15 protein-coding genes and 1 pseudogene are annotated in these 11,565 nt (G+C 56.5%); 3 read left to right on the top strand and 13 right to left on the bottom strand.

Annotated features, from left to right (window positions below):
- Window positions 1-439, bottom strand: a 439-nt coding sequence (locus EGH23_RS25790) for a winged helix-turn-helix domain-containing protein (RefSeq protein ID WP_220582850.1), incomplete at its 3' end; no start/stop codon positions are given.
- A 166-nt stretch (window positions 440-605) separates the two neighbouring features.
- Between EGH23_RS25790 and EGH23_RS25785 the strand changes: the two are divergent.
- A pseudogene (locus tag EGH23_RS25785) lies at window positions 606-1,476 on the top strand (hypothetical protein).
- A gap of 297 nt (window positions 1,477-1,773) precedes the next feature.
- Here EGH23_RS25785 and EGH23_RS25780 read toward each other — a convergent pair.
- On the bottom strand, window positions 1,774-2,601 hold the full coding sequence (locus tag EGH23_RS25780) for a CPBP family glutamic-type intramembrane protease (RefSeq protein ID WP_220582849.1): 828 nt from the start codon (window positions 2,599-2,601) through the stop codon (window positions 1,774-1,776).
- Window positions 2,602-2,869: 268 nt separating this feature from the next.
- Here EGH23_RS25780 and EGH23_RS25775 point away from each other — a divergent pair, with 268 nt between their 5' ends.
- Window positions 2,870-3,091: a DUF8066 domain-containing protein gene (locus EGH23_RS25775; protein ID WP_220582848.1), complete on the top strand. Its 222-nt coding sequence runs from the start codon at window positions 2,870-2,872 to the stop codon at window positions 3,089-3,091.
- Window positions 3,092-3,133: 42 nt separating this feature from the next.
- Window positions 3,134-3,343, top strand: coding sequence for a hypothetical protein (locus EGH23_RS25770; RefSeq protein WP_220582847.1), 210 nt, complete (start codon window positions 3,134-3,136; stop codon window positions 3,341-3,343).
- A gap of 338 nt (window positions 3,344-3,681) precedes the next feature.
- On the opposite strand, the gene EGH23_RS25765 is transcribed toward EGH23_RS25770, so the two are convergent.
- The 11 genes from EGH23_RS25765 to EGH23_RS25720 all read right to left on the bottom strand — a co-directional run.
- Entirely contained in the window at window positions 3,682-5,067 is a 1,386-nt protein-coding gene (locus tag EGH23_RS25765) for a phenylacetate--CoA ligase family protein (protein ID WP_220582846.1), read from the bottom strand.
- Between the two features lie 105 nt (window positions 5,068-5,172).
- A complete protein-coding gene (locus EGH23_RS25760; protein WP_220582845.1) occupies window positions 5,173-5,895 on the bottom strand; it encodes an MBL fold metallo-hydrolase in 723 nt (240 codons plus the stop codon).
- Window positions 5,896-6,004: 109 nt separating this feature from the next.
- Window positions 6,005-6,163 carry a VIT1/CCC1 transporter family protein gene (locus tag EGH23_RS25755; protein WP_220582844.1) on the bottom strand — a complete coding sequence of 53 codons (159 nt, stop codon included), beginning with the start codon at window positions 6,161-6,163 and terminating at the stop codon, window positions 6,005-6,007.
- Between the two features lie 357 nt (window positions 6,164-6,520).
- Entirely contained in the window at window positions 6,521-6,838 is a 318-nt protein-coding gene (locus EGH23_RS27465; protein ID WP_425433286.1) for a DUF7344 domain-containing protein, read from the bottom strand.
- 70 nt (window positions 6,839-6,908) lie between these two features.
- Entirely contained in the window at window positions 6,909-8,252 is a 1,344-nt protein-coding gene (locus tag EGH23_RS25750; RefSeq protein WP_220582843.1) for a bacterio-opsin activator domain-containing protein, read from the bottom strand.
- 163 nt (window positions 8,253-8,415) lie between these two features.
- Complete coding sequence (locus EGH23_RS25745) at window positions 8,416-8,724, bottom strand: HalOD1 output domain-containing protein (RefSeq protein ID WP_220582842.1); 309 nt, start codon at window positions 8,722-8,724, stop codon at window positions 8,416-8,418.
- Window positions 8,721-9,572, bottom strand: a complete 852-nt coding sequence (locus tag EGH23_RS25740) for a DUF7344 domain-containing protein (protein ID WP_220582841.1) — start codon at window positions 9,570-9,572, stop codon at window positions 8,721-8,723. Before EGH23_RS25740 ends, EGH23_RS25745 begins: the two co-directional genes overlap by 4 nt.
- 357 nt (window positions 9,573-9,929) lie before the next feature.
- Window positions 9,930-10,283: a type II toxin-antitoxin system PemK/MazF family toxin gene (locus tag EGH23_RS25735; RefSeq protein ID WP_220582840.1), complete on the bottom strand. Its 354-nt coding sequence runs from the start codon at window positions 10,281-10,283 to the stop codon at window positions 9,930-9,932.
- Window positions 10,283-10,651, bottom strand: coding sequence for a MarR family transcriptional regulator (locus tag EGH23_RS25730; RefSeq protein ID WP_220582839.1), 369 nt, complete (start codon window positions 10,649-10,651; stop codon window positions 10,283-10,285). The genes EGH23_RS25735 and EGH23_RS25730 overlap by 1 nt, the downstream gene beginning before the upstream one ends.
- Window positions 10,652-10,907: 256 nt before the next feature.
- Window positions 10,908-11,231 carry a rhodanese-like domain-containing protein gene (locus EGH23_RS25725; RefSeq protein WP_220582838.1) on the bottom strand — a complete coding sequence of 108 codons (324 nt, stop codon included), beginning with the start codon at window positions 11,229-11,231 and terminating at the stop codon, window positions 10,908-10,910.
- 140 nt (window positions 11,232-11,371) lie between these two features.
- Window positions 11,372-11,565, bottom strand: a 194-nt coding sequence (locus EGH23_RS25720) for a helix-turn-helix domain-containing protein (protein ID WP_220582837.1), incomplete at its 5' end; no start/stop codon positions are given.

The following is an 11,565-nucleotide window of genomic DNA, read 5'->3' as shown; positions in this document are numbered from 1 at the left end:
GGCGCGGTTTTTGATAGCTCAATCCCGCTTCTTTCAGCAACCGCCGACAACTCGGGATTGAATACGTGACACCGTACGTTTCTTCGAGATAGTCTTGAGCGAGCGCCGGCGTCCACGCCGGCGCGTCGACCCCAGCTTTTTCGGGTGGTTCGTGAACAGTCTCTTGAAACTCTTTTTGCTCTAAATCTGACAGCTTCCTTTTTCTACCGGTTCTCTTATCATCAGTTACAGCCTGCTCAAGCGACTTGTCGGTGTCGAGTCGCTTGAGCCAGCTATAGATCGTTCTTCGACCGGTGTCGTGCCACTCAGCAAGTTCGGTCTGCGTGACACCATTTTTGTACGCAATCGCCGCTAACAACCGTTGTGTCGGCTTGTTTCCGTCCACGTTGTCGAGAGCGTCTTGAAGTTCCTTGACGGAGATCTCGTCAAGATGGTCCATTAAATCACTCAACGTACTACGGGCGGAAAGTTCTAACGGTTACTGTAGCCTTCCCACAAATTGAACGAAGTCAGCCCCACCGCGAGAGCGGCAGCGCTGGTCAACGCATGCGTCCGTACCGTGGTCGGTCACTCGGTTCGATTCTGGAACGGGTACTACAGTTACAATGTCCGACCCAACTACTACCGACGACATTCCCGTCAATGAGCGAGACGCCGCCGTTGCTGATGCCCTCGATATGGCTATCGGCTAAGACAAACCAGTCTTTGACGATCTCGTCACGCAAATAGCTGACCGCGAGGTTGACCCGCTTGTCGAACAGCTTCTCGAAACGCTCGTCGACACCGTCGCCAACATGCAGGATACTATCAACTAATTGAAATCCGGCCAGGAGCGCACCCCACGACATCGCAACCACGGCGAGCGCCGCAAGCGAACAGAACGCCGTTCACCTAGACGATGTCGAAGCCCAACAGGCACAAACCCGCGAGATCGCCAAGAGTGCGATCGCAAAGGCCCAGCAACTCGAAGCAGATCCTGATCAGCAGGAAGACGCCGAGCAGCTCCCAGCGGGTATCGAGCCCAGTTCCTCGCCGCTAGATTTCTTCGCGAACTGCCGCCAGGCCAAAGTGAAGACGATGTTCGTCGAACGGTCGAACCGCCAGAACACGTACAGAGCGATTAGCGTCGCGAAACGCTGGCCAGAGTTCGCCACCGAACGCACTGACGGGAGTGGCGTCTTCTTCACGAAGGGCGACGTGGAGACCGCGCTGACCGCGGAACTGGGAAAGGAGCCCCATCGCCAGACGGTCAAACGTGTTTGGGAGAAACTAATCGATATCGGTGGCGACGATCTGGTCGAGAAGACACGCCAGGTCGGCCGGGACCAGACCAAGACTGAGTTGCTCGCGATGGACATGGAGGCCGCCGAGAGATTAGTCGAGCAACGCTACGTCGGTCTCGATCTGTTGGAGAACGGCGATAGGAAAGCAACGACTGGTGGCGTCACACCCGTTGTGGTGGAGTCTTCGGGGTAACCCTGTGACGAACACGAGATAAGACGGGAATCGGCACAGAATCGATGTGGATGGACGCGGTGGCACGTGCCCTGCCGTCGCCGACGCTGCTGTTTGCTAGCTGCAGGAACCGGGAGCGACCCCATTCTTGCAGGAGTGTAGTGAGTGTTTGTAACACGAACGGAGCGACCAGTCCCGATTCGCTGTTCACAACGGGTGTGATGCCCACTTCTACTAGCGCTGCAAACACAGACAGGAGAATCGGGATCAAGCGATTTGCCTGTAAAGCCACATAGCGGACAGATCTTCGTCACCTGTTCAGGGCGATGTTACGGCTAGCCGTTCGACACTGACGAGGACGACCAGTGCGACCGCAGCAGTTGCCAGCAGCGGCACGAGTGGCTGCTGGTACATCTCAAGCTGACCGGTCGCCACGACTGACGAGATGATACCGAACAGCGCCATAACGTTGTGGAAAATGAGTGCGCCATAGAGTGATCCACTCCCGAAGTACACCAGTCCCGTTCCTACGCCCACTACAGTGAGGAGGCTAACCATCGCAAGCGTATTGAACGGTGGACTATGCGCGAAGTGGTAGGCGCCGAAGAGCACCGCCGATACACCGAGCGCTGTTCCCTTCGCGAGGATCGGATGTAGCCCCCGATGTCGTAATACCGCACTGATGCTGCCACCGACGACGACCCAACACACTACGACCTCGGCAATCGACACGGGAAGCACCTGCGCGAACACATTCACGATCACAATTAGGTCTGTTGTCGGAGGTTGTTGCAGGACATAGACTCCGAATCCGAGAGCTCCCCCGACGATAATTCCACCGACGGTCCGGGGCACCGAACGGAAACCAAGAGCTGACCGGGTAGTGAAGTCGTTCACAACGAACTCTCGGACGAGCAGCAAGGCGAGGATTGTCCCGACGACGATATTCGTAAGGACGGTGTAGGCCAGTCGGTCAGCCACAGCCTCCGGGCGGAGGAGCGTCTGGATACGGCCTTCTAAGAGCCACGTCAGCGTAGTCCACGCAACGTATGTGCCGAGGGCCACGACCGTCTTCGTTCTGGGCGACGTGTTTCGGAGGGCGGGGAATCGTAGCGCCGTTCCAAGTAACAGGGTAATCGAAGCCATATGTAATACTGGACTCGAGCCATGATAACGCATGACTGTAGGTTCAGAACGCTAGAGTGGATCGAGGAAAACGGTATGGAGCACACCGGGTACTACCCGCCACCAAAGACGATCGAATAGCGAGACTATCGTTCGCCATCTCGAATGACCGGCTCTGTTGAAACCCTATTATTGCAATATATTTCTTCGTGGAAACTCCTCAACTGCAGGTGTGAACAGAGCCTGACGCTTCACAAGATTTATTCTAGTTGTATCCTCATTAGATTTTATGAGCGTTGCCGACCTGCAAATCAAGGTTCCCCGGTTTATTGTGCCCACCATCGCCGGCCTCCTCCTTGTTTCCCTCCTGTATAGTGTTCTTGTTACTGCTAATATCATCCTCTGGCTTGCAGTATGGGGTGGACTGCTTAGTATCGGAATCGGACTATTCGTGGTCTACCTCTTTTATCGACTCGTACTCGCTGTCGAACGGATCGCGGACAATCAATAGCAAGGCTTGAGTAGTCATTAGAGAGCTCGGTCGAGATAAGCAATGGAGACGTCCGGGACTCAATCGAGCGTTCCGAGGGCGTCGGACCGGATATCGTATGAGATGGCGGCGTGGCGGTTTCTGATCGACGAACATCACGATCCGAAAGTAGGCACGTATCTCGACAAAGAGGTGCTATTCGCAGTCCACGTTCGGGACACAGTCGGACAGGGAGCCGACGACGAAGCCGACGTCCCTCCCCTACGCTCGTGAACACGAGCTCATCGTCGTCACCAGTGACGTGAAAGATTTCGGCGCACTTCTAGGTGAGGCACACGCTGGTGTTGTGCTCCTCCATGACGACACGATGCCTGCATATCGCGTCGCGGCCGCTCTCATCTCGATGGTCGATGCCTATCCCAGCTGAGATGCATTCGGTAATTGTGAGGAACTTGACGCGTGAACCTGATTCGGTTGGTTGAGAGCCAAATTAATCGGCGATTCGTGCTCCCCATCTACAGACAGAACGACGTGACCAGTTCCGATTCGCGGTTCACAACGGTGGGATGGTTGTCTCCAAGAGAGATCAGACCCGGGCTGAGCGAAGTGAGTCAGTCTATCACTTCTGACCAGACGTGCCGGAACTTCCCGCTCCGCGTCTCTCGTTGTGGTGGCTCGGACGCAGCTTCGACGGTTACGTGGCCAGTTCCGTGACCCTGAAGAAATGTCTGGAGTTCCTGCTCGATCTGTCTCCAAACTTCGTCCTCGGTCGCATCGGGGACGACCGAAAAGCGAACCTGAAGAGTCGTCGGAGCTGTACGAATAATCTGGGTTCGACGGACACCCGGTATTTCTTCGACGACACTCGAGAGTGCAAGTGGGAAAATCGGCACTTCGTTTCCGTCATCAGTTTCGAACCGGAGCACGGCTCCCTGTCGGCCGCCGACCTCCATAACCGGGAATGCGCTCCCGCATGGACACCGCTCTTCGTATAGCATGATGCTATCCCCGAGATCGTACCGAACGAGCGGTTGCACTCGGTTCGAGAGGCTCGTGATGAGGACGGTCTCAGACGGTGTCTCTGGTTCGACCGGCTGATAGTCCTCGTCGACCGGTTCAAGGACGACCCAGTCAGTATTAGCGTGGAGATTCCCATGTTCGCACTCGACGGCAATCGGGACGAACTCCGTCGCCCCATAGAGTTCGCGGACCACACAATCGAAGGTGTCTCGCAGCCTTCGCTTTTGGGTTTCAGAGATGGGTTCTGCCGTGGGGAGAACGAGTGCAGGGCTGATGTTGAGTCGACCATCCTGCTGGGCTTGCGCCAACTCGACGAGGACGGTCGAGTAGCCTTCGAGGATGGCGGGCTGGTACTGGTTCAGATCGGCGATCAGGTCGTCGATCGGGCTTTTTGGAGAAAAGAGCCGAAGGCGACGCTCTCCATAGACGGATTCTCGCCGCATCATCTCGAGGCCAGCCGCACCGGCGAAGTGACCGCCTGAAACTGCGACGAGTCCGATGCGGAGATTCTGCGTGATGAGTCGGGACAGTGATGAGAGTTCGGCCATTGCGGGCACGATCCACCGATCGCCCACTACATCTGAAATGGTCCATGCGGTCTCGTCCTGGACGAAGATGCCCGGCTCGCCCGTCGTTCCCGATGTCGTCCAAACTGGATACCTACCGAGGAAGCGCTCGCCGATCTTCGTCTCGTCCGCGACAAATACGTCGATCTCGGCTTTGGTAATCGCTGTGTCCGTGACGACGTCGTCGAAGTGCTCCAGGAGTATCGGCTTCGTTACGGGCGGGTACTGTGTGAGGTCGGTACTGCCCTCGGGGACGTCGGCGTAGTATCGTTTATAGAACCGTGACTGTCGTCGGGCAAATGAGAGCATCTCAGCGAGCCGTCGTCGCTGCCGGGCCTCTATCTCTGCAGGGGTTGCTCTTCTGGCCCGCCACGCGTCGAGCGTGATTTTTCCTCTCTCGATTGGATTCATTGGACTGGTGTTGGAGCGCAGGGGAATTCTTTCGAGCTGCCCCTCTCGTGTTCCCTATCCACTTCGCGGCGAACGGACTTTGTTATTGGCCCGCCGAGCCAGCTGTTATCCGACGGTCCTCATGTCTCCCGTCCAGGGCCCACCGTGTCCGGACAACAGTACGACCTCGCCACAGGAGTCCAATTTCCGTGTCGACGACCTCGCCTTCTCGGCGTCGTAGTGTATCGGTGGCAACACCGCCGGTTCGGTGTGGCGGCCAGTTCGCACATTGTACGTCATCAGGGCGTCACCGCAGAAGAGCACATCTCGATCGGGGAGATAGAACGCGGACGACCCGGCTGTATGGCCAGGGACATGAATGACCATTGGGTGTCCAGGGACGTCGAGTTCGTCGCCATCCTCAAAGATCTCGAACGCCGTGAGTTGCGGCACCGATCCGACTCCTGAACGGACGACTTCGACGAAGTACGCAAACGCCGGGGGCTTCCAGAGCACCGTCACGAAGTCAAGCGGTGGAAGCGACCGGGACACCGTGTTCGCCCGCTGCACATCGGCCGGGTGGATCCACACCGGCGCGTCAGCGGCTACTCGAAGCCATTCGGCGAAGCCGAGATGGTCGATGTCACCATGGGTGATGAGGATCGCCGCAACGTCGGATACCGTGTGTCCGAGTGCCTCGACACCTTCGACGAGAAGGTTCCAGTGTCCGGGGAGGCCAGCGTCGACGACGGTGAGCGCATCGTCCTCCTCGATGATGTACCAGTTGATTCGGTGCGTCCCGAATCGATACACTCTGTCGGCGACCTCGACGCCACGAACGAATTCCATATTGTCCGTACGCACTCGAATGAGATATTCCTGCTAGTAGGTTTGAGCGGATAAGCGCCTGCTTCCTGGACGCCGCGCCTTCGCCGACCACTCGTGTCCAAGCCCGTCGTCAGCCGACGAGCGTCACTCCAGTCAAGCCCCTGACACCATCGGTGAGGACCGCAGCAGTGAATCCAATCCCGACCTGCCGTATTCCAGAAAAGAGCACGGACCGCCCCGTGAGAAGCGTGATGCCGGCGCCGATGACGAACAGCGTGACTGCACTCAACAGTAGCTGCAGGAACCGGGAGCAACCACATTCGTGCAGGCGTGGAGTGAATGGTTGTCACACGAACGGAGCGACCAGTCCCGATTCCCTGTTCACAACGGGTGTGACGGGCCGTCGAGTATGGAACCACTATTAGAAATCTTCCAGTGACCGCTCTAATTTTGAGTCGTCAAACGCGATGAACCACTCCTCGCCCCTGACAGCCACTTCGAGGATCTTTCTCACCCCCCACTCGAAATATCGATGAGTACCACGCATGCCCTGCGATGCGGACGGCCACACTGACAATGCAATAGAGCCAGTGACTAGAGCTCGACTAGCAGGCAGCTCCACTCGGGAACAGACGACTCATGGGTCTTATTTTCCCGGGAGAAGACCACTGTGGTCGGTCAGGAGATCTAAGAACGGTGCAATCGACTCGAATTCTGGACCGTGTGTGATTATGTCGGCTTGCCGATTCCACTCGATGTACCCGACCGCGGCGAGCCTCGGGAGATGGGTGTGGTACAGCTCGATCCGGGCCGGCTTTGACTGGCTCCTATCGCCAATGAAGTCATCGCTGCTCAGTACTGTCCCACGATCAGCGGCAGCGAGGTCACGAAGAATGCGTCTTCGAACCGGATGCGAGAGCCGGTCGAACAGTTCATCTTGTAGTTGTGTCGTGCTGGCTAGCATGCTTGTGTTTGAGACGGTCGAGGCCAACTGCTACCTGAAGCAAGCCACTGAGAGCAGATAGTAGCGAACGCTAGGCTTCTAGCTCCTCGAAGAACCAACGAGCGACCTTCCCTTCAGCGAGGCGGAGGTGGCGAAGCCACGTCGAAACGGCAATTCCCATCGACGACGCAAGGGCTTCGGCCTGACTGTGGCGTGGCCACTCGAAATAGCCTGCCAGATACGCGGCCCGAAACACCTCGATCTGGCGTTCGGTCAAGGTGGTGGCAAGCGATTCCCGATACTGTCTGGTTGTCACGATGGGTCGGTTCACAGTCCGCTTTGCGACGATCGCTGCGTCGGGATACACCGCCGTGAATGCGGTAATCAGTTGCTGAAGATCTCCGTCAGCGCCGAGTTCGGCGACGACTGTCGTCCCCTCCCCTGAGCTTTGCATTGACCGACCGTTTGCCCCCGCCTCGACAAGCGTCTTGATGGGAGATTGCTCCAGCGCTACTTCCAGCAGCGTCGCTTCCTCGGTGGCAAAGACAACACGATACTGCTGGATATGAGCGGACTCAGCCGCCATTGCCCGGATAGCCGTGGGTGGCGCTCCCGATACCGTCATGTAGTGGAGCAATTGGCCATCTGATGTCGCAACCAGCCCTTCGAACTCACACGTGCAGTCCAGCGCAGCAGCAAATCGGTTGCACACCTCGTCGTCGACCTGGATCTCGAGTTGGATCACCGTGTCTGCGGCGAGTGTCTTCTGGTACTGTTGGTGCCGTTCTCGCTCATGTTCTAACTGTGCCTTTGTGTCCTGCCGTTCGGTCACATCACGAAGTACTGAGAGGTGCCGTCCCGGCAGGATGTTCGGCGTAGCAGCGAATTCGACGAGTCGGTGCTCACCGTCGGCACGAACCAGCGGAAAGAGCCCGCGATCGAGTCCCGCTGCCTGGAAATCCTGCCACGCTGTCTCGACATCGTACCCGTCGGCGGCGAAGTCGGCAATTGTGTGCCCGAGAAGGTCATCTCGTGGCAGTCCGAATAGGGCACACGCTGCTGGGTTCACGTCGACATACTTGGCGTCGTCATCGACGATCAGAATCGCGTCGAACGCCGCCTCGAAGACGGCACGAAACTGCTGTTCGCTTGCGACAAGATCGCCGTGCTCTCGTTGTTGCTCGGCTGTCTCCCAGCCAGCGTTTAACCCGCTGGGCTCGACTGCTAGTGGGAGCCACCAGACCCGCCCGCGAGCACCGACTTTCTTCGTGTTGAGAATCTTGGCCTCGACCAGCCGCTGGAGCTTCTTGTATGCTGTCGTCCGAGCGCACTCAAGTTCGTCCGCAATTTCACGCGACGTGTACGGCTCGCCCGATTCACAGACCGAGACGATTTCCTCGGTCTCCTGTGGTAGTGGGGGCGCTTCGCCAGTCATGGACTGCATATGAGACCGTGTTCGATATCGTTGACGGTACTCACTCCCAGTTTTCAACTGGGAGCCTCTGGCTGCAGCCCATCACGAATACCCCAACGAAAATCACGTCATTAGATTCACCGTCGGGATGAGCACGAAAGAAGAAACTACACTACTATGACCATCACTCACACCGCCGAACGTGGACCGACTCAGCAGTCACAGTCACCGTACACCCGTTGAACTGCAGGGAGACTTCTGCGTGGGAATGTGCTGCCTCATCCAGATCGTCAAACATCCCATCAAGATGGACCGGATTTATCACCTCATATAAGGGCGCAAGGTCGCGCACGTCCTTACCAGTCACCGCAGCGACCGCCTTCACAACAGCGATACTCGGTGGTTCGGTCTCGCCAATCTCGTAGTTCAGGCTCTGGGTTGCTTCCGTCACAGTGCTGTCCGAAGTGTCGTCTTTCTCCTTGTTGGCAGTCATGGTTCGAATGGCAGGTCCGTCATGAAGGTCTCACTTTGGTAGTCAAGATGGTCCAGTCGCGGCCCCAGTAGTTCCCGAACGAGGACGACCAATGGATTCCGCGCGCCCTCGCCGATCATCGCGATCTCTTCGTTCGAGTTATCGCCGTCTGCTTCCTTCCAGAGCCCGACGAGAACCTTGTCGCGATCCGCGAAGATTAACCGGCTAATCTTCGGGAGGTCATCCGGGTTGTTCATCCAGTCAAGTTGTGGGTCCCACACCGTCGCTTCTGGAAGCGATTCGCGGAAGAACTGGCGTGTCCCCTCACTTTTTGCGCCAGCAGCGAAGGAAACACCGCGGTCGATGGCAGCTTTCGCGTGGGGAAGACACTCCTCATGGAGCAGCTCGTCAGAGGTGTAGATGAGAAAGAGCTCGTCGTCGGCGCGATCCGCTAACTCTCGACCATACTCATAGACCGCATCTCGGCCCTCGAGGACGCCAATACTTTCCGTGTCAGCGGGGCTCTCAGTTCGGAACCGCGAGAGGAGCTCATCGATAGCACCGATCTCCTCCCAGTCCGGGTTAAGAGTCGTATAGTTCCCATAGCTGACGATATTCTCGGCAGCATCGTACTCGATCAACCCGGCTTCGGCAAGTCGCGGGAGGCGGCTGTGATGTAGTGATATAACGGTTTCTTCAAATCGGTTCTCGTATTCTGTGGCATGCAGCGCGAGAACATTTTCACCGACAATGCGTTCTGCAAGTTCGTCGACCGTGAGCTCGCGAGCAGACTCGTTGAGCTGAGCAACGATGGTTCGATTGGTATCATCCAGCAGTAATTGGATTACCTCGGTATCATCCATACCCATTGTCAACTTGTACGTATAGCAAGTATTAGTGCTTGTGTTAGGTTGTTATCACTATTGAGTGACTATCTGGACGCAATACTCTGGGACCCGTGAGTAGGATTATTGGGCACGGTGGCACGTGCCCTGCCGCCGCTGGCGCCGCGTGTGGTTGCTGCGGGAATCGGAGCGGCCGCCTCTTTCCAGGCGTGGGATGAATGGTCGTCACACGAACGGAGCGACCACTCCCGATTTCCTATTTACAACGGGTGTGACAGACCTCATATACTGGACTTGGTCTTGAGAGAGATATTGAGAGTAATACATCAAATAGGTATTCTTATGGAGAAATCTCCAAATCAAAGGTTGCTGAAAAACTGGCTACTGTAGTTCTTCGGCAAGCGCAGCGACCGCTTCGTCGACGAGAGTGCTTTCCAGACGGCCCTGCCAGAAATCGATGTCCTCGTGGTCGATCGATTGGACTCCCCACGGAACGATCCGACTGTCGTCTGGCGTCCCACCGCGAAGCCAACTCTCCCCGGGAATATCAATGAGCCCGTCCATCCAGGTTTTCGTTGTGAGCGTCACCACGATATACTGCTCGCCGTGGAACGGACGCCCGTCGTGGTTCGAGAGAATGAGCCACGGCCGGGCGTTTTCGTCGCCTTTGAATGGATCATCGCCATAGACGACATCTCCACGCTCGAAAATTGGAGCCGACTCCGCCTTGGTCACTATTCGGTCTCCTCGCTCGGATGTGACTCACTGGCGGCGTGGTCGCGCCACGACTCTTTGTCTTCCGCGCCGAACTGCTCGTTGAAGAGGGTAGTCGCCCGCTCGTAGCCACTATACCCGTCGAGTCGGTCGGTATCATCAGTTATCGCCCAGTACGCCGCTTTGTGTTCGACGAGGTCACGATCCTTCAATCGCGAGAGTGCGGTGCTGACCGCGCCCTCGTCGACGCCGATATGAGAGGCGATTTCACGGGCCTTGAACGCCCGATCCTCGTTGGCAACGAGAAATCCGAGGACTTGATCGGGGATGGAGAGGTCCGCGAGTTCGTCCTCGCTCGTGTTCTCGAATGTGTCGCGATCGATGGACATCGTTGAGTGAATGTACGTCGTTCATCGTGAAGAGTGTTAGGACTGAAAGCAGCGAAAATACTGAAAACGATGATACTGAACGATTTGCTTTCTCAATTGTCTCAAAGAATATTGGCAAATTGCGCTTTGAGACAGTCCAGCTGTTCGATGAGCGAAAGGTTAAGCAACAGAGATATAATTGGAAACAGCGAGTTTACTGGTAGTTCAATATTTTCTCAACTGGAACAGGCGTTAGTTAGGGGTGCAAATGTTTCAACTACTCTTGACTCTGCTCCCACGCATTTAGCCCACCATCAAGAGCTGTTGCATCCTTCCCTTGGTCTTGGAGTTGTCGTGCTGTTTCTGTCGAGGCGACTCCTGCATCACAGACCATAACAAGTTCCTCATCATCCGGAAGGTCGTCCAGTTCTGTTAACGCCTCCTCAATATTCCCCGACAGGAGAGCTTCTCGAATGGGGCGGTTCTCGCTATCCTCAATATGGTTCTCTTTGTAGTTCTCTTCTGACCGAATATCAACCACACATACGTCCTCTCCGTTTTCTAACTTCGCTCGGAGCGCTTCGGGGTCAATCGTAGTCATCTGTATCATGTCTCGCATCAAGAGCCAAGAGGACGGTGATTCAGGACAATGGGGGAATGATAACTGGTCCCCTCTATCTACCGACCTCTGCGGTGAACACGAATAGCTTGATGCGTTCCAGGACGTTCATATCTGGTAGACTAGTCGGCAGCGTGTTCGGCCTGTTGAGTCTTAGCTACGCCCAATGGGTCCGCCGTCGATGTCGCGGTGACCAGCCGCAAGAACTGTCCCGCGTTCGTGAGGAGCTTGTTCTCGGCCTTTCGAAGATGTTCTTCGTACGTCGACCGAGCGACAGCCGTCTGATCGGCCAAATCCCGCAGCGATGTCTTCCGCG

This window comes from Haloarcula nitratireducens, assembly GCF_019599505.1.
Note: the sequence above shows the minus strand (reverse complement) of the source record. Positions and strands in the feature narration are given on the sequence as shown.

Coding starts and splice junctions, on each gene's coding strand:
- EGH23_RS25780 (WP_220582849.1), bottom strand. CDS start 2,601: ATGGCTTCGATTACCCTGTTACTTGGAACGGCGCTACGATTCCCCGCC.
- EGH23_RS25775 (WP_220582848.1), top strand. CDS start 2,870: ATGAGCGTTGCCGACCTGCAAATCAAGGTTCCCCGGTTTATTGTGCCC.
- EGH23_RS25770 (WP_220582847.1), top strand. CDS start 3,134: ATGGAGACGTCCGGGACTCAATCGAGCGTTCCGAGGGCGTCGGACCGG.
- EGH23_RS25765 (WP_220582846.1), bottom strand. CDS start 5,067: ATGAATCCAATCGAGAGAGGAAAAATCACGCTCGACGCGTGGCGGGCC.
- EGH23_RS25760 (WP_220582845.1), bottom strand. CDS start 5,895: ATGGAATTCGTTCGTGGCGTCGAGGTCGCCGACAGAGTGTATCGATTC.
- EGH23_RS27465 (WP_425433286.1), bottom strand. CDS start 6,838: ATGCTAGCCAGCACGACACAACTACAAGATGAACTGTTCGACCGGCTC.
- EGH23_RS25750 (WP_220582843.1), bottom strand. CDS start 8,252: ATGACTGGCGAAGCGCCCCCACTACCACAGGAGACCGAGGAAATCGTC.
- EGH23_RS25745 (WP_220582842.1), bottom strand. CDS start 8,724: ATGACTGCCAACAAGGAGAAAGACGACACTTCGGACAGCACTGTGACG.
- EGH23_RS25740 (WP_220582841.1), bottom strand. CDS start 9,572: ATGGGTATGGATGATACCGAGGTAATCCAATTACTGCTGGATGATACC.
- EGH23_RS25730 (WP_220582839.1), bottom strand. CDS start 10,651: ATGTCCATCGATCGCGACACATTCGAGAACACGAGCGAGGACGAACTC.
- EGH23_RS25725 (WP_220582838.1), bottom strand. CDS start 11,231: ATGACTACGATTGACCCCGAAGCGCTCCGAGCGAAGTTAGAAAACGGA.